Origin of the sequence: Pelodictyon phaeoclathratiforme BU-1, from assembly GCF_000020645.1 — a bacterium.
GTDB lineage: Bacteria > Bacteroidota > Chlorobiia > Chlorobiales > Chlorobiaceae > Chlorobium > Chlorobium phaeoclathratiforme.
Map to the genome: position 1 here is coordinate 1063358 of NC_011060.1, position 20287 is coordinate 1083644.

Annotated in this window: 21 protein-coding genes; 14 read left to right on the top strand and 7 right to left on the bottom strand. The window is 50.4% G+C overall.

The genetic code is table 11. From position 1 onward, the window contains the following. Positions 1–14: 14 nt before the first annotated feature. Positions 15–1064 (top strand): agmatine deiminase family protein, encoded by a 1050-nt coding sequence (locus PPHA_RS05090; RefSeq protein WP_012507806.1) that lies wholly within the window; start codon positions 15–17, stop codon positions 1062–1064. 101 nt (positions 1065–1165) lie between these two features. Here PPHA_RS05090 and mdh read toward each other — a convergent pair whose 3' ends face one another. The 4 genes from mdh to PPHA_RS05110 form a co-directional block, all read right to left on the bottom strand. Then, complete coding sequence (gene mdh / locus PPHA_RS05095) at positions 1166–2098, bottom strand: malate dehydrogenase (protein WP_012507807.1); 933 nt, start codon at positions 2096–2098, stop codon at positions 1166–1168. A gap of 125 nt (positions 2099–2223) precedes the next feature. Further along, positions 2224–2478 (bottom strand): 50S ribosomal protein L27, encoded by a 255-nt coding sequence (gene rpmA, locus PPHA_RS05100; protein ID WP_012507808.1) that lies wholly within the window; start codon positions 2476–2478, stop codon positions 2224–2226. Positions 2479–2515: 37 nt separating this feature from the next. After that, on the bottom strand, positions 2516–2806 hold the full coding sequence (rplU, locus tag PPHA_RS05105; protein ID WP_012507809.1) for a 50S ribosomal protein L21: 291 nt from the start codon (positions 2804–2806) through the stop codon (positions 2516–2518). Between the two features lie 87 nt (positions 2807–2893). Beyond that, complete coding sequence (locus PPHA_RS05110) at positions 2894–3331, bottom strand: hypothetical protein (protein ID WP_012507810.1); 438 nt, start codon at positions 3329–3331, stop codon at positions 2894–2896. Positions 3332–3515: 184 nt separating this feature from the next. Here PPHA_RS05110 and mutS point away from each other — a divergent pair, with 184 nt between their 5' ends. The 5 genes from mutS (at position 3516) to PPHA_RS05130 (ending at position 8395) form a co-directional block, all read left to right on the top strand. Then, positions 3516–6134 (top strand): DNA mismatch repair protein MutS, encoded by a 2619-nt coding sequence (gene mutS, locus PPHA_RS05115; RefSeq protein WP_012507811.1) that lies wholly within the window; start codon positions 3516–3518, stop codon positions 6132–6134. Further along, the gene (locus PPHA_RS05120; protein WP_012507812.1) at positions 6134–7558 is read left to right on the top strand and encodes a B12-binding domain-containing radical SAM protein; all 1425 of its coding nucleotides are present in this window, start codon (positions 6134–6136) and stop codon (positions 7556–7558) included. The genes mutS and PPHA_RS05120 overlap by 1 nt, the downstream gene beginning before the upstream one ends. Before the next feature lie 193 nt (positions 7559–7751). Continuing rightward, entirely contained in the window at positions 7752–7973 is a 222-nt protein-coding gene (locus PPHA_RS05125) for a DUF2281 domain-containing protein (RefSeq protein ID WP_012507813.1), read from the top strand. A gap of 57 nt (positions 7974–8030) precedes the next feature. Next, positions 8031–8174: a hypothetical protein gene (locus tag PPHA_RS16730; RefSeq protein WP_397233741.1), complete on the top strand. Its 144-nt coding sequence runs from the start codon at positions 8031–8033 to the stop codon at positions 8172–8174. After that, positions 8171–8395: a hypothetical protein gene (locus PPHA_RS05130; RefSeq protein WP_012507814.1), complete on the top strand. Its 225-nt coding sequence runs from the start codon at positions 8171–8173 to the stop codon at positions 8393–8395. The genes PPHA_RS16730 and PPHA_RS05130 overlap by 4 nt, the downstream gene beginning before the upstream one ends. Before the next feature lie 110 nt (positions 8396–8505). Here the strand turns inward: PPHA_RS05130 and PPHA_RS05135 are convergent, their stop codons facing one another. Further along, positions 8506–8775, bottom strand: a complete 270-nt coding sequence (locus PPHA_RS05135) for a YgiT-type zinc finger protein (RefSeq protein ID WP_012507815.1) — start codon at positions 8773–8775, stop codon at positions 8506–8508. A gap of 281 nt (positions 8776–9056) precedes the next feature. Here PPHA_RS05135 and PPHA_RS14515 point away from each other — a divergent pair, with 281 nt between their 5' ends. The 8 genes from PPHA_RS14515 to PPHA_RS05180 all read left to right on the top strand — a co-directional run bounded on the left by PPHA_RS14515 (position 9057) and on the right by PPHA_RS05180 (position 19483). After that, positions 9057–10610, top strand: coding sequence for an SUMF1/EgtB/PvdO family nonheme iron enzyme (locus tag PPHA_RS14515; protein WP_012507816.1), 1554 nt, complete (start codon positions 9057–9059; stop codon positions 10608–10610). 331 nt (positions 10611–10941) lie between these two features. Beyond that, a complete protein-coding gene (locus PPHA_RS05150) occupies positions 10942–12654 on the top strand; it encodes an IS1634 family transposase (protein ID WP_012507817.1) in 1713 nt (570 codons plus the stop codon). 97 nt (positions 12655–12751) lie between these two features. Further along, positions 12752–13033, top strand: a complete 282-nt coding sequence (locus PPHA_RS05155; RefSeq protein ID WP_012507818.1) for a type II toxin-antitoxin system Phd/YefM family antitoxin — start codon at positions 12752–12754, stop codon at positions 13031–13033. After that, positions 13030–13359, top strand: coding sequence for a type II toxin-antitoxin system RelE/ParE family toxin (locus PPHA_RS05160; RefSeq protein ID WP_012507819.1), 330 nt, complete (start codon positions 13030–13032; stop codon positions 13357–13359). The genes PPHA_RS05155 and PPHA_RS05160 overlap by 4 nt, the downstream gene beginning before the upstream one ends. A 194-nt stretch (positions 13360–13553) precedes the next feature. Next, complete coding sequence (locus tag PPHA_RS05165) at positions 13554–14150, top strand: HAD-IA family hydrolase (RefSeq protein WP_012507820.1); 597 nt, start codon at positions 13554–13556, stop codon at positions 14148–14150. Positions 14151–14152: 2 nt separating this feature from the next. Continuing rightward, entirely contained in the window at positions 14153–14566 is a 414-nt protein-coding gene (gene arfB / locus PPHA_RS05170) for an alternative ribosome rescue aminoacyl-tRNA hydrolase ArfB (RefSeq protein WP_012507821.1), read from the top strand. 170 nt (positions 14567–14736) lie between these two features. Then, on the top strand, positions 14737–15843 hold the full coding sequence (locus PPHA_RS05175) for a glycerol dehydrogenase (RefSeq protein ID WP_012507822.1): 1107 nt from the start codon (positions 14737–14739) through the stop codon (positions 15841–15843). A gap of 88 nt (positions 15844–15931) precedes the next feature. Further along, complete coding sequence (locus tag PPHA_RS05180; protein WP_012507823.1) at positions 15932–19483, top strand: SUMF1/EgtB/PvdO family nonheme iron enzyme; 3552 nt, start codon at positions 15932–15934, stop codon at positions 19481–19483. Between the two features lie 197 nt (positions 19484–19680). On the opposite strand, the gene PPHA_RS05185 is transcribed toward PPHA_RS05180, so the two are convergent. Further along, the gene (locus tag PPHA_RS05185) at positions 19681–19998 is read right to left on the bottom strand and encodes a PIN domain-containing protein (RefSeq protein WP_223293992.1); all 318 of its coding nucleotides are present in this window, start codon (positions 19996–19998) and stop codon (positions 19681–19683) included. A 14-nt stretch (positions 19999–20012) separates the two neighbouring features. Next, positions 20013–20240 carry a DUF2281 domain-containing protein gene (locus tag PPHA_RS05190; RefSeq protein WP_012507825.1) on the bottom strand — a complete coding sequence of 76 codons (228 nt, stop codon included), beginning with the start codon at positions 20238–20240 and terminating at the stop codon, positions 20013–20015. Positions 20241–20287: the final 47 nt, after the last annotated feature.

Here is a 20287-nt window from a genome sequence, read left to right on the forward strand (position 1 = left end):
GACCGATTTTTTTTATGACTGAGTTGAGTTATTTCATGCCCCCTGAGTGGGCTTTTCATAAGGCGACCTGGCTCTCCTGGCCTCACAGGCTTGAGACCTGGCCAGGCAAGTTTGAGCCTATTCCTGCCGTCTTTGTAGAAATTGTATCCTGGCTGAGCTCTTCCGAGGAGGTGCATATTAACGTTCTTGATGAAGCGATGGAGCTGCAGGTGCTCGCCTTGTTTCGTAATGCAGACCATCCCCAACTGCAGATGAATCGCCTTTTTTTTTACCAGATACCGACCAATGATGCCTGGTGCAGGGATCATGGGCCGAACTTTGTTTTCCGTCAGAGAGAGGGCAGAAGTGAAAAAATTATTTTGAACTGGGAGTATAATGCCTGGGGTGAAAAATATACATCCTATGAGGCCGATAATGCGGTTCCGGAAAAAATTGCTTCCCTGCAGCACTTGCCGCTTGTTTCACCTGCGATGGTTCTTGAGGGTGGCTCAATTGATGTCAACGGAAGGGGGCTGCTGCTGACCAGTGAAGCCTGCCTTCTGAATCCAAACCGCAATCCTGCAATGAGTCGCGAGCAGATTGAGCAGGAACTCCATCACTATCTTGGCGTTGAAAAAGTTCTCTGGCTTGGTGATGGTATTGTTGGTGATGACACCGACGGTCATGTTGACGATATGGCCCGTTTTGTCAATGAGACAACCGTGGTGATTGCTGTTGAGGATGATCCATCGGATGTGAATTATGAAGCGTTGCAGGAGAACTACACGAGACTGAAGAGCTTTACCGACCTTGGTGGTCATCCGCTCACCGTGGTTAAACTACCGATGCCATTCCCACTCTCTTTTGAAGGGTTTCGTCTGCCGGCAAGCTATGCCAATTTCTATATAGCCAATACGGTGGTGCTTGTTCCGACCTATAGATGTCCGCAGGATCAGAAAGCCATAGATATCCTGCAGGAATTTTTCCCTGACCGGCGGGTTGTTGGTATCGATTGTTCCGATCTTGTATGGGGCCTCGGCGCCATTCATTGCATTACTCACGAAGAGCCGGCATGTGCTGAGTAACTGGTCTGTCACCCTACTGTTTTGTTGCTTGCCCAATATTGAAAAAAGCGGATTTTCATCCGCTTTTTTCAATGTACACCAGTTCATTCAGAACTCAGTGTTCATCCAAGAAGAGTTGCGAGGTTTTTGCAGTTTTCTTCAACAAGAGCGGCGGATTTCCGGAGTGCTTCCAGCTCGGAGGCGGTGAGGTTGATTTCAAGAATCTGCTCAACACCATTTTTTCCGAGTTTGACAGGAACACCGCAGAAAACACTCTCAATACCGTACTGACCTTCAAGAAGGGTTGTGCAAGGGATAATACGTTTACGATCCTTGGTGATTCCCTCAATCATTTCTACTGCAGATGCTGCCGGTGCATAGAACGCAGAGCCGGTTTTCAGATAGTTGACAATTTCAATGCCGCCATTTCTTGTGCGTTCTACCAGTGCATCGATCTTATCCTGCGGAAGCAGTTCTGTTAACGGTATACCGGCAACATTGGTATAATTTACGATCGGCACCATTGAATCTCCGTGACCGCCAAGTACCATTGCGCTGATATCCTGCATGGAAACATCCAATGCTTCGGCTATAAAATTTTTGTAACGCGCAGTATCAAGAACACCTGCCATACCGATTACTCTCTCTTTTGGAAGACCGCTTGCCTTCCATGCAACAAAGGTCATCACATCCAGCGGGTTCGAGACCATGATGATGATCGGGTTGGCTGAATATTTCATCACCTCTGTGGTAACATCCCTGATGATTGTGGCGTTTATCTTCAGAAGATCCTCTCTTGACATGCCGGGTTTTCTTGCCAGACCGGCAGTAATGAGCACAATATCAGAATCTGCAGAATCTTTATAATCGTTGGATCCAAGGACAGTGGTATCGAAAAGAGCGACAGCTCCGGACTCGTACATGTCGAGAGCTTTTCCCTGAGGGATGCCTTCAACGATATCAATCAGCACAACCTCTTTTGCGAGCTGTTTTTCAGCAATGCGAAGGGCGGCAGTAGCACCTACATTTCCCGCTCCGATAACTGTTATTTTCATATGAATAGATTAGTTAGATTAGTTTAGTTTGTGACATGTGCAGAAGCGCCTATCGAAAATAAAAAAAGCCGTTCTTGAAAAAGACGGCTTTTTTCGATGTAACCTTATTTATTCGCAAGCCCAACTCAGCAGGGGAGGATATTGACCTGCTTTTTGTTGTTCCGTCCGTTGCGGAAGGTAACCACGCCATCAATCAAAGCAAAAATGGTATGATCACGTCCAAGACCAGCATTCATGCCCGGCTTGATAACAGTGCCTCTCTGGCGAAGAATGATTGTGCCTGCGGCCACGGTTGAGCCACCAGCAGCCTTTACTCCGAGATATTTCGGATTACTGTCGCGACCGTTTTTTGTCGATCCGCCACCTTTTTTATGAGCCATAGCAAAAAATTAACGTTAAAAATCCTGAATTTTCTTTTTACAGCGAAAGAACTTCGATCTGGGTCATCTGCTGACGGTGTCCGTTTCTTGACTGGTAGCGTTTTCTGCGTTTTTTCTTGAAAACGATTACCTTCTCATCCTTGACATGACCAAGAATTCTTGCCTGAATGCTCCCTGCAGGGTTCAGAACGGTATTTTCTCCGTCAATTTGTGCCATGGTTTTGATTGCCATGGTTTCGCCAACGGCACTCTTTTGTCTGGGAACGAAAAGCGTATCCCCCTGTTTTACCAGATATTGTTTGTCGGAAATCTTGATCAGCGCCTGCATTACACAAATATTTTAGTGATAAAGGTCTCAAATATAGTATTAATTCCCTGAAAATCAAATTACTGAATGGATATCGTTCTCCTTGATTCAGAGAAGAAAAAAAGTGACCATGAGTACCAGCGTAAACATGATGAGAGAGATCCCAAAAAGACGGTACCAGTTTCCAAACTCCTGCCTGGAACAGGGATAGGAGATGTTGCGGACTGAGTGCATGATATAACCGATGGTCAGGGCAATCTGAAGCACGATCAGAAGGGATTTTACAAAAATCCAGATTGTCCATCCGTGGTAAAGTGCCGCAAGTGTGATACCCGTGAGGATGACCCCGATGACGGCAACATCGGCAACTTTTGTCTCCAGTTTGAGAAAGCGCCGGAGCAGGGAGGCATACTCTTCATGGTTACCCTCACTGCTGGTCAGTTTCTCTTCAAGCGCTTTCAGGAGGAAGAGTGACGCCAGAATGGTACCAAACCAGGATGCAAAAAAGATGATGTGCAGAAACCGCAGTATCGTGTGAAAAACCATCGTTCACCAGTCGAAATATTATCCCTATACTCTTCCTTGAACATACTGTTTCCTGAAGCCCTTGTCAAGTTGCAGGGAGCGATTCCGGCTCTTGTTTATTAAGTTGTGCTGCAGTAGCTTCTTTTTGAAAAAACAGGCCGGATTTCCGATCTCTGAGGGGTTTCATCATCGCATTATCAGCACCATGAGCAAAGCCGAGGGTACCATACAGAAAGAGCATTCTCCCATGATGCGGCAGTATCTTGAGGTTAAGGAGCGATATCCTGATTTTTTACTGCTTTTCAGGGTGGGTGATTTTTATGAAACCTTTTTTGACGATGCAGTCACGGTTTCAGCCGCGCTGAATATTGTGCTGACCAAACGCACAGCGGAAATCCCCATGGCAGGCTTCCCGCATCATGCAAGTGAAGGATATATAGCCAAACTGGTCAAAAAAGGGTTCAAGGTTGCGGTTTGCGACCAGGTTGAAGATCCTGCGGATGCGAAGGGGATTGTTCGCCGGGAAATCACCGATATCATCACTCCTGGCATTACCTACAGCGACAAGGTGCTTGACGACTGCCATAACAACTATCTTTGCGCTGTTGCCTTTCTCAAGGAGGGGAGGACGCTTCTTGCCGGTGTCGCCTTTATTGATGTTACCACGGCTGAATTCAAAATTGCTTCGCTTCATATCGAAGAGCTCAAGGATTTTGTTCTTTCACTTCACCCCTCGGAAGTTCTTGTCTCCTCTGCCGAGAAGGAGCGGTCGGAACTCCTGAAAAAGGCACTTTCGTCGGAGACGCTTGTTACAGAACTTGATTCATGGATGTTCAGCGAAGATCAGGCGCAGGAGGTTCTTTCACGGCAGTTCAAAACCCACTCCCTGAAAGGCTTTGGCATTGACGGCAACCGGGCGGGCAGGGTAGCGGCTGCTGTTATTCTCCAGTATATCGAAGAGACCCGCCAGAATCGTCTGCACTACATTACCCGGATAGGGGAGTTGCACAGCGCCGAGTATATGACCCTCGACCTGCAGACCAAGAGAAATCTTGAAATTATCTCATCCATGCAGGATGGCACACAGAATGGAAGTCTGCTTCAGGTGATCGACCGCACCCGCAACCCGATGGGGGCAAGGCTTCTGCGTCGCTGGCTGCAGAGACCGCTGAAGCGGGTTGATGAGATCCGGATGCGGCTTGATGCTGTGGGAGAACTCTCCGAATGCCGCGAAATGCGGGAGGCTCTTTCCGAACAATTATCCGCCATCAATGATCTGGAGCGCTGCCTTGCCCGTATTGCCACGTTCCGTACCATCCCAAGAGAGGTTCGTCAGCTTGGTTTATCACTCTCGGCTATTCCGATTCTTCAGGAACTGCTTCGTGAGGCAGGCTCGGCCCGGCTCATCGCTCTCGCGTCCAATCTGAAACCGCTCCCGGAACTTGCGGCATCTATTGAACAGGCAATTGACCCTGAATCGGGCGCATCCATGCGTGATGGCGGCTACATCCGCACCGGATATCACGCAGAACTTGATGAACTCCGCACCATTGCCTCGACCGCTAAAGATCGTCTTCTACAGATTCAGCAGGAGGAGAGGGCAGCCACCACCATCTCATCGCTCAAGGTCAGTTTCAACAAGGTCTTCGGTTACTATATCGAAATCAGCCGAGCCAACATCGACAAGGTACCGGCCTATTATGAAAAAAAACAGACCCTTGTCAATGCCGAGCGCTATACCATTCCAGCCCTGAAAGAGTATGAAGAGAAGATTCTCAACTCCGAAGAGAAAAGCTTTCTACTCGAAGCGCAGCTCTTTCACGACCTCTGCCTGCTTATTGCCGAGAACGCCTCCGCGATACAGGAAAATGCCGCACTGATTGCCGAAATCGACTCTCTCTGCTCCTTTGCTCTCTGCGCCTCTGAATATGGCTACTGCAAACCGGAGATCATGACGCACGAAAAGCTTGCTATCGTTGGTGGCCGTCACCCGGTACTCGAAAGGATGATGAGCGCCGAGGATCCCTATGTGCCCAATGACTGCCACTTCGATGAAAAACAGCAGATGCTCATCATAACCGGCCCCAACATGGCCGGAAAAAGCTCCTTTCTGCGTCAGACCGGCCTGATTGTTCTGCTCGCACAGGCAGGCAGCTTCGTTCCGGCTGAACGGGCGGAAATCGGGCTTGTTGACCGAATCTTTACACGGGTCGGCGCCTCCGACAACCTCGCTTCCGGCGAAAGCACCTTTCTGGTCGAAATGAACGAAGCGGCAAGCATTCTTAACAACGCCACATCAAAAAGCCTGCTGCTGCTCGATGAAATTGGCCGGGGAACCAGCACCTTTGATGGGATGTCGATTGCCTGGTCGATGAGCGAATATATCTGCCGTTCAATCGGGGCAAGAACCCTTTTTGCAACCCACTATCACGAACTTGCCGAACTGGAAAGTCGTCTGCCCGGGGTGGTAAACTACAACGCAACCGTCGTCGAAACCGCCGATAGCGTCATCTTTCTGCGCAAGATTATTCGCGGCTCCACCGACAACAGCTATGGCATTGAAGTGGCCAAAATGGCCGGAATGCCTGCGGAGGTGATTTCGCGGGCCAAAGAGATTCTTGCGGGGATGGAGAAGCGCGACATTCAAATTCCCCAAAACCGGCCACCAAAAATAAAAAGTATGCAGATCAGCCTTTTTGAAGAGTCCGACAACCAGCTTCGCAACGCGGTAGAGGCTCTTGACCTCGACCGCTTAACTCCTCTCGATGCCCTGCTGGAGCTAAAAAAGCTGCAGGAGCTGGCACGCAACGGGGGTGGCTATTGATGGCGGTTGCAGGGGAGAAGAGGGTTCTGCTCATCTTTATTCAGGCCGACAGCGGCGTTGACGGAGCGGCTTCACTCGACAGCGCCTCAGCCAAACGAAGCATTTTCACCTCACTGAAAGACTCTGCCCTGAGCAACATCATCCGGCGGGCGCAATTTGCCATTCCTCCCCTCGCCCTGATGATTCTCAGTTCACAGGTTGTGCCGGGAGTGAGCCAGACCATCTGCGACCTCCGCTTCGAAAAGCTCCCCCTCGACCAGCACTGGGATATGGCAGGTATCAGCGTCCAGACCGGAGCGGTCAAGCCTGCCTTTGAGCTTGCCCATGCGCTCCGCTCCCGAGGAATCAAGGTAGTGCTTGGCGGCCCTTACGTCACCATCTTCCCCGAGCAGTGCCGCGACCATGCCGATGCTTTGGTGATAGGGGAGGCCGACGACATCTGGCGCGAGGTGCAGGAGGATCTGCTTCGCGGCAGCCTGAAAGCAGAGTACCGGGTTGAGAGCTTTCCCGACCTCTCCATTGAGCGCACCGTCAGTAAAAGTGCGCTCGACATCAAGAGCTACTTCACCACCAACGTCGTGCAGACCACCCGGGGCTGCCCCTACAGTTGCGACTTCTGCAACGTCCACGTCATGAACGGCCACCGACTGCGTCACCGGAGCATTCCAGCCGTCCTCAGGGAGGTTGAAACGTTCCTTAAAGAGGACAAGCGGATCTTCTTCTTCCTCGACGACACCATTAACGCCGACGAAACGTACGCTGAACAACTCTTCCGCGAACTCGAACCTTTCAGGATCAGTTGGGTAGGCCAGGCCACCACAGCCCTCGGTGAAAAGCCTCGACTGCTTGACGCCTTCGCCCGCTCAGGCTGCGGCGCTCTCTTGGTCGGCATCGAAAGCCTCGATGACGGCAGCAATCACGCCCACAAAAAGTTCCATAACCCCTCCAACCGTCAGGTGGAGTGCATCAAAAACATACGAAAAGCCGGTATCTGCGTCTACGGCAGTTTCATTTACGGCCTCGACGAAGACAGCCTTGAACTCCCCGCAAAACTTGAAGCCTTCATCGAAGAGACCGGCATCGACGTACCCGGCATCAACCTCCTGCGCCCCATTCCCGGCACCGGTGTCTTCGACCGACTTGCACTCGAAGGCCGCCTGCTCCACTCCCCGCACGATCACGACGCCTTCAAATTCTCATGGGGCCAGGAGATGCTCTACAAACCCCTGCGCATACCACTGCAAGAGTTCATCCCAAGCTACACCGCCCTCACCAAACGGGTCTTTACCGTCCAGAACGCCCTAAAGCGAGCCGCCCGAGCCCCCCGCCTCCGCTCCGCCGTGCTCATGTTCAATTTGTTATATGTGCACATGTACGGCATAGCCCGCAAAGATTTAACCCGCCAATTGCACGAATTGGATTAACGTCGGTTTATACGAATGATATCCCGGTCATGAACCCGCGTAGGGGCGCGGTTCCCGCGCCCCCACGCGTCGGTCCATCCATTATATTATTCCCACCCCCATTTTTTACGTATCTCTACACATTATGATTATCATACGTGAAGTGCTGTCAAAAAAAACAGAAGATCATCATGTTCAGCAACAGGGAATCCAGATGACTACAGCGGAGAAACTTTATCATGCAGCAAAAGAGCTTCCTGAACCGGTAGTGGCTGAGATACTTGATTTTGCCGAGTTCCTGCAAAAAAAAATGGCAGATGAACGTGCATCAGGTAAAGAGATGCTGATCGATATAGTTGGTGGTCTGGAGACTTCCGCCACGTTTTTCGGTGATCCGTTAGAAATCCAGAAACGACTACGGGATGAATGGCAATAACTATCTTCTTGATACCAATTTCATTTTGGGGATACTCAAATCAAATCCTGCGTTCTTGTGCTGCAAGAGGATCAAAATCGGCAACCTGTCCATGTGGTTTGGGGAATCGCCCGAGGAAAAGTATCTCCAGCCGTTCTTATAACCGCTTATCGTCCAGATCCCGATAAGTGGGATGATAATTTCACCAGGAGGAAAAGATGAATACCCGAAAACATACAAAGTTTATTCACGAAGGTAACTATGCGGCAGATGTTGAAATTGAGATCATCGATTCTGAAGATGGGTGGGCATCTTATATCAGCCTTGATGATGCGTTAAAACTCGACCGTGTGAGAGAAACATTGAAAACGGGTGATGTTGCTACTGCCAGTAAATATGCGAAAAAAGTCTACGCATTATCGACTGTGACTGTAGCCGCATGAATTGCCTTTAGGGTTGAGCACGCCGGATAGAGCAAAGTGCGTATCGCACAATATCTCCCTGCATCTTATTTGTAGTTCAACGTTGCTCAACAGCGTCAGGTTATCCGTGTTTAACCGGCAACTTTATAGGTTTGCCCCATGGGAAGGAAGCCTGCAACATCACCAGTTGTAAGACGTGACCGGATATGCTCAAACAACGTGATCGTCTTTTTCGAGTATAATCGTTCACCACAATGGGTGCAGACTTCAGCGTTTACGTGTACAACAGCGGTATTATTACCCCCGAGAATCAATTTTTCAACCTCTTTTTCAATCACGTCTCCACCGCATACCGGGCATAGCTCAAACGGGGTCATTGCTTTGTTTGCCTTCTCAGTCATGCTCCAGTGTCAGATTTTAGCAGAAATTTACTATTCCGAAACATGGCGAATTGTGTTCAGATTTATTTCTGCGATGCTGATTTACAGGATGAACAACCGGAGTATCAACGGAGTGCATTAAATTCAATTTGCTCTATGTCCACATGTACGGGATGGCGCGGAAGGATTTGATGCGGTAGTTGCGGGAATTTGGGTGATGCTGCCTGAAAAATAAGGGTAAAAGGTTATATTCTTTATGACCTTAGGACAATTTGCTGCAGAAGAAAACCTGAAACGGATTCATGACCGATATTTTTGTCAGCTATGCTCGTGAAGATCAAGAGCGCGTCAGGCCAATTGTCAAAGAGCTTGAACACCGGAATTGGAGTGTTTTCTGGGATTTGGAAATTCCGCCGGGTGAAACATGGGAGAGCTTTATTGGAAAAGCGCTGGAAGAGTCGTCTTGTGTGCTTGCTGTCTGGTCGCACTCTTCGGTAAATTCTGACTGGGTCAAAGAGGAAGCTGATGAGGCCAAACAAAGAGGGGTTCTTGTTCCTTTGTTTCTTGATACGGTTGATGCACCAAAAGGATTCAGGCGTATTCAGGCTGCTGATATTTCAGGCTGGAAAAACAATAGTTCTTATCCACCATTCCAGTCACTCCTTGCTGCGATAGAGTCAAAAATTTCCTCAGCATCACCGCATGTTGTCAAACCTGCACCAGCACCAAAGTCAGCAGAACGAGGCACCGTTGTACCAACAGCAGTACCCAAAGCGCCACTATTTCAAACGAAAAACAATTCGTCAGAGCGGTTGTTCCCCAAAATACAACGACAGCAGGCGGTGTGGGCGGTTGTTGCTCTCGCAGTGATTATTGTCGGTCTTTTTTATTTTATAAACCATAAAACAGGAAATTCTGTTGTTCCTCTGGAAGTATCCAGCCCCGAAAAAGTGGTTCCTGGCAACAATCCACCAGTGGCCACGAATGTTGCTGCCGAGAAAGCACTGCTCAACGTTGTTGCAGTAGAGCCTGTTGTTCCATCGGTAGTATCCAGCACTGAAAAAGTGGTTTCTGGAAAAAATCTGCCAGCGGATACAAATGTTGCTGTTGAGATGGCACAGCTCAACTTTGTGCCAATTCGTGGTGGTACTTTTTTTATGGGCAGTCCGGGAAGCGAAGATGAGGCATATGATGATGAAGGACCACAGCATCTGGTGCGTCTGAGTGCTTTTTACATGAGCCGTTATGAGGTGACGGTTTCAGAGTTCAGGAAATTTATTGAGGCCACGGAATATCTTACTGATGCTGAACAAGTGAGAAGTAAGCGTGACTGGAAGTGTGGCGTATTGGGCAGTCGGCGACCAGCAAACGAGGATAATCATCCGGTAATTTATGTGAGCTGGAATGATGCAATAAGTTATTGCAAATGGCTCTCGAATAAAACAGGGAAAACATTTAGATTGCCAAAGGAAGAAGAATGGGAGTATGCTTGCCGAGCAGGAAGTCGAACGTCAACGCCGTTTAATACGGGTTACAATCTCACTACATCGCAGGCAAATTATAATGGTCATTTCCCTTATGATCATAATAAGAAAGGTGAGTTTCGTAAGAATACTGTTCCAGTGAATAGTTTTGCTCCAAATAATTGGGGGTTGTACAACATGCATGGTAATGTATGGGAGTGGTGCGAAAATTGGTATGGTCCCTATGGTAGTTCCGATGATACTTTTCAGCGAGTAATTCGTGGTGGTTGCTGGGATCAACATGCCGGGCGTTGCCGGTCGGCTAATCGTGGTTATTATCCACCTGAAAACAGTCTTAATCATGTTGGCTTCCGTGTTGTCTGTGAGCCGTAGTCAGTTGGCAGTTTTCTGACTTTGCTTTTGAGCCAGGCGGAGCCAAAAACAAGGTTGAGGAGAGCGGCAGTAAGGGACGCAGCGCCGCACACCTCAACCGAGCAGGTTGGCATGAACCATAGAAGAGACCGCCTTGGGCGGCCCGATTTTTGAGACCTCTGTCGTGAACCCTGAAAGTCGGATAAAGCGCACACATTAACTGAAAAACATCGCCACCTGAGCACTATTTCAAAAAAAGTTGTGTTTTTTTTAGAAAAACCGCGCTTTTTTCTTGCTTTTTAACGTGTACGTATGTATAATGGGAAACGCACTTTAAAAAGGAGAATACCCCGTGTCTAAACCAGTAACTGGAAAAACTCACGTTGGCGAACGGCGTGAAAGGCGCCCGAATGGCGATATTTACATCTATGAGCGGGTTACAGGCTATAATGAACGAACCAGAAAGACCTATACCGTCAGTCAGAAGCTCCAAGGGAAAATCAAGTCGGGAACACAGGAGATAATCCCTACACGCCCGAAAAAAAGCAAAAATGAAGGGGGCTTGGTTGGTGCGCTACGCAGGCACAGTGGCCTCACGGATCTTCTGGAGTGGGTCGGTAAAGCCTCCGGCATTGACGATGACGTGCGTTCTTCGTTCAGCGAGGGCGACGCTGCCAAGATTCTCTCTATTGCGCGTTACTGGATCGGTTCCGGCGGAAACACCTTGCCACGCCTTGAGGGTTGGCAGGTAATGCACTCCCTTCCCTACAGCGAAGTTATCACTGAAGACGTTTACAGTGACTTGTTCAAATGTGTCGGGTGCGACGAAGACCGCGTGCAGCGCTACTTCTCCTTCCGGGCGGATCGCCTGGGCAAGGCACCTGTGCTGGCGTTTGATTCGACCACGATATCGACCTACTCCGAGAACCAGTCGGAAGCACGGCATGGGTTCAATAAGGATGGTGACGGACTGAAAACCATCAAGCTTCTAACCTTGTATTCCGTAAAGGAACGCGAGCCGTTAGCATTCGCCAAGCAGCCTGGCAATGTTCCGGACGTCATATCCATTGAGAACACCCTGAAGCAACTCAAGTGCTTTAACCTTGAGAAACCCTTGATCGTTACCGATAACGGCTACTACAGTGAGGGGAACATGATGAAATTCGCCTTGCGCAACATGAAATTCCTTACTCTGGTTGACCCCAATATCACTTGGGTTCGCGAGACGGTGGATGCGCTTCGGGAGACGCTGGCGGGCATGTCGAGCACTTGCCAGTTTGATCCGTCGGTTTGCGGCGCCACGGCGATGAGAATGCACGAGTTCGGTCGAGTGCGCCAACTGTCGCGAAACGGCAAGCTGAGCGGAGAAGAAGAGAGGTTCGTGCGCCGCCTTTATGTCCATGTCTTCTATTCCCCTAACAGCGACACCAAGAAGCAGCTCGACTTCCGCAAGGAGCTGTTTGAACTCAAAGCTCAAGTAGAAGATGGGGTGATGGAGTTCACGAAATCTGCGCAACGAAAAATCGAGCGATATCTGATCTGCTCAAAAAAGGGGCGTGGTGGACAATTGAGGGTCGGTTTCAACGACAAGGCCATTGTCGAAGCGACGAAATACTTCGGCTATTTTGCGCTCGTCAGCAATCAGGCCATGAAGACCTTCACAGCGTTGGCAGACTATCGATTGCGTGAAAAAATAGAGGAGATCTTCGCCGTGGTGAAGGGAGGCCTTGATGGAGCAAGGCCGCGCACATGGCATCCAGACAACCTGCGGGGAAGGCAATTCGTACAGTTTGTGTCACTGGGGTATCATTGCTTCCTGACCAAGAAAATCAAGGAAATGCGGGCAGAGCTTGGAAAGAACGGAAGCGAAAAAACCAAAGCGCTTGTCAATCTCGAAAAAAAATTGGACCAGTGGCTTGAGCAACGATCTCTCGCTCAGATTCTGGATTGGTTCGATTGCATTGAGACGACTCAAGTACGAACTGTCATGGGCAACTACCGCTGGTCTACTGAATCCGTAGCCAGAGATCGGCTGTTCCTGGAATATCTGGGAGTGACCTCATGATAGTGTGCGCTTTATCCGACTTTCAGGATACCAGACTTTCGCCAGACCGAATATCGTACTATATTGTATCTTCAGAAACTATGAAATATGGGGAGAGATGCATATTACTACCGACATCAAACCGGTCACCTATCTTAAGGTAAAAGCGGCGGATCTTCTTGATCAGATCAACGATACGCGTCGTCCGGTTATTATTACCCAGAACGGTGAGCCGAGAGCTGTTCTTCAGGATCCGAAAAGCTATGAAGAGATGCGCAATGCGCTTGGCCTGCTGAAGCTGCTTGCTCAGGGTGAAGAGGATATCCGCAAAGGGAACATTCGCCAGCAAGAGGATGTATTCAATGATCTTGAACGCCTCTTGAGAGAGCCGTTGTCATGAGCGCAGGCTACAGGGTGTTATGGACTGATGTTGCAGAAAGAGATCTCAGAGAGATTATAGCCTTTATTGCAGTTGATACTGTGCAGAATGCCTTGCATGTCCTGGAAAAAATCAAGGATAGAGCGGCGGAATTGTATACGTTTCCCGAGCGGGGCAGGGTTGTTCCGGAGCTTCATTCCTGCGGCATTTTTGTCTATCGGGAGCTGATTGTTTCGCCGTGGAGGGTGTTGTACCGGATAGCCGACAGCAATGTCTATATAACGGCGGTGCTTGATAGTCGCCGTAATGTTGAAGATATTCTTTTGCACCGACTCATTCAGTTGTAACTGCTCTTGCCCAAATATCCATCCTGTGCAACTGAAACAGCGGTGAAGTGTTTGACTCTTCCGGTAGAAGCCCGTCAACATGCTCTCCATGCTAACATTGCCGTATGCGGTGTGCCTGAAATAAGCTGCAATGGCATATATTTCCCTGAACAGAGCAACAAGTGAGGCATCTACCAGCAACTGAATCCGTATCCATGAGCATTATTCTTCTTGACATAGGCAGTGTTTTGGTGTCGGTGGATTTTATGCGTTTCTGTCGGGATGTGGCACTGGATTCGGTTTCAGGTGCGCAGGAGATCTACCGGAAATATTGTACTGGCGAGCTGAAAGCTAAACTTGAAACCGGCTTTATCGCGCCGTTCGAATACCTTGACGTGATTGCCATCGACCCTCATTCCAGAACGATGCCGCTGCACGAGCTGAAACTGCGCTGGCAGGATATTTTTGAACCGCTCGAGGGCGCTGTTGGGGCGGTCAAACGGCTCAAAGAGCACCATTCCATCTGGATCATGAGTGATACTGACCCGCTCCATTTTACCTTTCTGCTCAATAATTATCCTGTACTGCGGGATGCGGATCGCTACTATCTCTCCTTTGAACAGGGGAAGATGAAAAACAGTGTCGAAGCATTTAAGCGTGTGCTCGAAAATTCAGGGTGCGGGGCTGATGAATTTGTTTTGATTGATGACAAGGAGGAAAACTGTGCATCGGCTTCAGAAGCCGGTATCAGGAGTATACTCTTTCATAACTGGCGTGATACCCTTGCGTTGCTATATGAAAATAAGGATTGAGCATGTTGCAGATTACCGAAACCATTGCCATCCCTGATGAGGAAATTGAGCTGCAGACCATGCGTGCGCAGGGGGCGGGCGGCCAGAATGTCAACAAGGTTGAAACCGCTGTTCACCTGCGTTTTGACGTCAAGGCATCGTCGCTTCCTGAGGATTTCCGTGAAAAGTTGCTACTTCTGAAGGATCACCGCATGACAAAAGATGGGGTGATCATCATCAAGGCGCAACGGTACCGATCACAGGAGAAGAACCGGACGGATGCCCTGATGCGGCTGCAGGCGTTGCTTCAGCATGTTGCTCTGCCGGTTAAAAAACGCAAGCCTACTTCCCCCACCAAAAGCTCAAAAGAGAGGCGTATTGAGAGCAAGGTAAAGCGGGGAGCAGTAAAGGCGACAAGAGGGCCGATTGATTATTGAACGGTATCTATCACATGACCAGGGGCAAATCCCGGGTGTACTTCTCACCCATTCAGACCGTGCCTGACGATATGACTTTTTTGATGTTGCAGGAGTGACCCTGTGCCGTCAGTTTCAGAAAGCTACCACAACTATATTACAGTTCATTGCTCGAAAAAAGGGAGGTTCGCATGTTCAGGAAAGCTGTTTTTCCAGGAAAATATATTCAGGGCGTCGGGGCTGTCGGCGAGTTGCCTGCATTATTGAGTGTATTGGGCAAAAAGGGGCTGATAGTGGCCTCACCCTCGGTTTACGACAAGGTGCTTCCCTTGTGTGGTTTCGACTGGAGCCTCGATGCTCTTCTCGTTGAGCGCTTCCGGGGTGAGTGCTGTGAGGAGGAGTTGGCCCGGTTATCGGCCATTGTCACGCAAAAGGGTGTAGATGTCGTCGTTGGCATGGGCGGAGGAAAGACTATTGATACTGCGAAAATTGTCGCAGATCGGGCGGGAATACCGGTGATTATCATTCCCACGATTGCCTCAAGCGATGCACCGTGCAGTGGCTGTGCAGTGGTCTACTCAAAGGAGGGGATTTTCGAAGCAGTCTATTATCAGAAAATGAATCCCGCAGTGGTGCTTGTTGATACGGCCATCATTGCCGCGGCGCCTGTACGCTTTCTGGTGTCCGGGATGGGAGACGCTCTCTCGACATGGTTCGAAGCTCGATCGTGTGAGCGTACGCACTCGGTCAACGAGTGTGGCGGGTATGGCACCATGGCGGGATTCGGGATTGCCCGACTCTGTTATGAAACATTGCTCACCTATGGCGCGGCGGCAAAAATTGCCGGTGAGAGCCACATTGTTACTCCGGCACTGGAGCGCATTGTTGAGGCGAACATTCTGTTGAGTGGCATAGGCTTTGAAAGCGCCGGACTGGCGGCGGCCCACTCCATCCACAATGGCCTCACCGCATTGGCCGAAACCCACTCCTTCTGGCATGGAGAAAAAGTGGCCTTTGGTGTATTGGCCGGGCTTCAGCTCACGGACGCATCGCCGGATGAATCCGCAACCGTTTTCTCATTCTGTGAAGAGATCGGGTTGCCGACCACCCTTGCCGATATCGGGCTGGGAAAGGTTGACCGCCAAAAGTTGATGCTGGTGGCGGAGAAGGCTTGCGATCAAGCGCAGTCCATTCATCACGAAGCGGGTACTATCACAGCAGAAAAAGTGCTTGACGCCATGATTGCGGCAGACAGCATCGGGCAAGCACGAAGAGGGAAGAGTTTTCATCAACCATAAAGGAGAACAGCCATGTCAAACAGTGCTGAAGCGTTTGTGGGGCAACTTTCGGGTTTAGTTTTCCGCCATTCAGACCACGCTTAATGAGATGACAAAAGCGACAAAGGGATATCAGGAGGTGCTGAAAATCACGGGTGAGCTTGATTCGGCTCTCACCTGGCTGCATATTTCGGATCTGCATCTCAGCGACCGGGGACGTTACGACCAGGAGGTGATTCTTCGTGCGCTTGTTGCATCAGTGAAGCAATTCCGCGAAGAGGGGCGCGTACCGGATTTGATTGTGGTTACCGGCGATATTGCCCATAGTGGCAAGGCTGAAGAGTACCGGCAGGCAACCCTCTTTTTTGATGACCTGCTTGCCGCTGCCGGGCTTGACAAAAGGCGGCTCTTCGTGGTACCCGGCAACCACGATGTTGACCGCACGGTGAACGAATTTTTGCCAAGAACCCTTGACAGCGATGCAAGCTCCGACAAGTTTTTTGATCCCGCAGGAGTGGCCATAGCGATCCAGTTTCAGAAGCTTCAGGCTTACAGCGCATGGTATAACAGCTATTTTGCCGGTTTTCGCAGCTTTCCGACCGACACAACCTGCAGCACCGTTGAAGTGGTGCAGATCCGGCAGGTCAGGGTGGCCATGCTTTTGCTGAACAGCGCTCTTTTCTGCATTGACGATCAGGATCATGGCAAGCTGCTGCTCGGTCGCCGCTGCCTCGACAAGGCGACGAAAGCGCTGCAGGAGCAGGCGGCAGACCTCAATCTTGCCCTGCTGCACCATCCGCTCGACTGGCTGAGCGCGGTTGAGCGTGCAAACATCCGGGCCACTCTTGGTGCATCGGTTGACCTGCTCTTGCACGGTCACTACCATGAGACCGACACAGAATGCACGGTGTCGCAGCATGGCGGTTACCTCAAGCTTGGTGCCGGGGCATCATACCAGACACGCGAGTGGCCTAATTGCGCCATGTATGCCACCGCACAGAGTGGCCGGGTGACCATCTTTCCGATATGCTACCACGACAAGCCGCGTGAAGTGTGGGCGCTTGATACCGCAATCTTTCCGTCGCCCTCCTATATCGGCACATTTTCTCTCCCGAAACGGGTGAGCCCCGATGTCAGAGAGGCACAGGCGCTCACGACGCTCGACCGCGACCATCTTCATGACTACCACGAGGCGCTCAGGAGGGAGCTTGATATCAGCAACCTTCTCGGTACCCATGCGCTCGAAAATGTGCCGGTAGGATTGACGGATACCTTTGTTGCCCTTCGCCTCTCCGATGGCTGGCGTAGCGACTGTGACCTCAATGTTGGTGAAGCGTGTCAGTCGTCCGAACAGGAACAGGAGCAGAAATTCCATGAGCAGATACGCAAGCCGGAGGAGGTGATGCGCCTTGTGTTTGAGCAACAACGGTTGCTGCTCATTATTGGCGACCCCGGTTCCGGCAAGACCACGCTGCTCAAGCACTATGCCCTCACCTCTCTTGACGACAGGAAGAGGCTTGGCTTCACTGAGCCGCTGCTCGTGGTTTTTCTGCCACTCCGTGACCTCATCGTGGAGAATGGAGACTATGCGCCGATCTCCCATAATCTCATTGCGTGGTCGGCGCTGCACAATCTTGACATTGAAGAGAAGCACCTCTCCCGCTGGCTGCAACAGCGGCCCACGCTCCTCCTCTTTGATGGTCTTGATGAAATCAGTGACCCGCAACAGCGCATCAGGGCGTGCCGATGGATTGACCGGATTGTCGCCAGCTTTAAAAAAGCGCAAGTGGTGGTCACCTCCCGTTCCACAGGTTACAGGAAGGCAGAGGGGATTGAGCTTGCCTCCCGTCACACGCGGGCCGACATCATGGATTTTACCAGTGAGCAGCAGCAGGAGTTTCTTGAGAAATGGTTCAGGGCGGCATATCTCGGCGAGCTGAAGCCAGGGAGCGAAACACAGGAGCGGTGGGAGAAGAGCCAGAAAGAGAAAGCCGAGCGGAAAGCGAAGGATATTGTGCTCTTTTTGGCCCAGGAGAAAAACAGGGGCGTGCAGGCATTGGCCAGAGTGCCCCTGCTGCTTCAGATCATGGCCATGCTCTGGAAAGATCGGGACTATCTGCCAGCCAGTCGGTTGAAACTCTATGAAGCCGCCCTGAACTACATACTCGATTACCGCGACCGTCAAAAGGGTCTTGAGCCTCTCCTTCCGGCAGAAGATGCCCTGCGTGTACTCGCTCCAGTCTCGCTCTGGATGCAGGAGGTGGTAAAACGCGACGAGGTTGAGCGGGGGGCGATGCAGCAGCAGATGCAGATTCAACTCAAGACGCTGACCAAGCGCTACAGCGCAGAGGAGTTTTGCCGGAACCTTGTTGACCGCGCCGGTCTGCTGGTGGAGTATCGCGACAGGGAGTACCTTTTTCGCCACAAATCGTTCAGGGAGTACATGGCTGGTCTGCAGCTCCAGAAAGAGTGGGGCAGGGAGCAGCGCATGGCCACTTTTGCCGGGTATTTCGGCGACGACTGGTGGAATGAGCCCTTGCGCTTTTTTATTGGCCAGGCTGATGCAGCAACCTTTGACGCCTTTATGCGCGAGCTTTTCAACTCGCCAGTCAGTGAAGAGATGACGCAGAAGCAGCAGGATTTGCTGACCACTCTCATCGAGGAGGCGCCGCAGATCTGTTTTGATGCACTGCGCAGCAAGCTGATGGAGCCAGAGACCACCCTCAACCGTCAGCGCTACCTGTTGCAGTGCCTCAACGCCATTGGCGAGCTGGAGGCCCATAAAGAGGCGCTTGAGGTGGTGGAGCAGTTCAACCTCTCGGAACTTTCCAAAGAGCGGCCTCTTGTAGCTGGCACTCTCAATGATCCCCTTGGCGCCGAGTATCTCCTGATCAAGGGCGGAAGCTTCGACTACTCCCTGACGAAAAAGCGGGAAACGGTGCCAGACCTCTACGTGGCAAAATTCACGGTGACCAATCGGCTTTTCCGCCAGTTTATCAGCTTCCTTGAGACAAAAGGGAGTGATGTTGCTGGAAACTTGCTTTTTGAGAGCTACAAGAAACACTTGTCAGCCCTGGCAGAGAGCATCAAGGAGTTCAGCAGTTGGTTGCAGCAAGAAAAAGAGTTGTCGAAACGGTTTGCTTCCAGGTACGATGACGACAAGCGATTCAACAAGGATGATCAGCCGGTGATAGCAACGTGGTATGCTGCCCGTGCTTATTGTCTCTGGCTTTCACTGCTTGAAAGCGACAAGGATGTGTTCTACCGGCTTCCTGCAGAAATGGAGTGGGAATTTGCTGCTGCAGGTGAGGAGGGGCGTTCCTACCCCTGGCCGAAAGAGCGGGGAGAGCCAACGCCAAAACTTGCCAATTATAATTCGAATGAAGGCTCTACAACGCCGGTTGGTCGTTATCCTGAGGGCGCCACGCCGGAAGGGCTCTTCGATATGGCAGGTAATGTATGGGAGTGGACGGATGATTGGTATGGCGAAAAAGAAGGGTACCGTTCGGTGCGGGGAGGTTCGTATTATAGCAGTAAAGCTGATGCTCTGCGCTGCTCCTCCCGGAACGACGACCTTCCGGGGAACTGGGGCAGCTACAATGTGGGTTTTCGAGTGATTCGTTCCAGTCATTCTTTTCTTCCTGAACATCTGATCCTCTGATATCTGAAACTCTGAAAAATTGTGATCACCCAGGGAGCGCCGAGTCCCAGCTCGGCATTTTTTTTGTGCTCCCATGGCGATCTCAATCAGCATGTAGCTACTCGCTTGGCCAGACTTTCAAGCAAGATAGCCTGAGAGTGTACAATTTTGCCATATATGGAGATTGTTGAATGACAATGCAGTTCGACGATTTTCCCTCAAGCTGTTTCCCAGGGATTTATCAGTTTCAGGCCTTCAATTTCTGTAAAATCCTTAATGTTTCGGGTGACAAGTGTCAGGTTTTCGGTTACCGCGATAGCTGCTATTTGGGCATCTTCTGTGCAAACAGGTTTTCCGATGCGTTTTCGATGGGCAACGAGTTCTGCATAAACGATTGCGGCATGTTTGTCAAAAGGAAGGCACCGTTCAGTAAAATCTGCAGAAAACATTTTTTGTGCTGCATTTTCCAGCCGAGTTCGGCGTATACTCTCTGGCTGCGTACGCATTAATTCCGACAGGACGTTGGCATCAATCAAAAAAGCGGTCATCATCAATCCTCAACTTGCGGAAGAGTGCGGGGGAACTGACGTGATGGAATAACAATATCTTCAGCATTCAAGCCTTTAAAGTGCTCCTGAATACGTTTGGCAAGATTTCCTGATCCGGGTGTATCGGTTGATTTTTTCTGCTTGAAAAATTCAGCGAAATCCAGCACTTCATGACGCATCGGTTCTGGAAGTTCTTGCATCGTTCGGTATATTTTCTCTGTTGTTGTCATTGGTTCTCCTTGTGCAAAACGTGGTGAGAGAAAATTTTATACGTCGA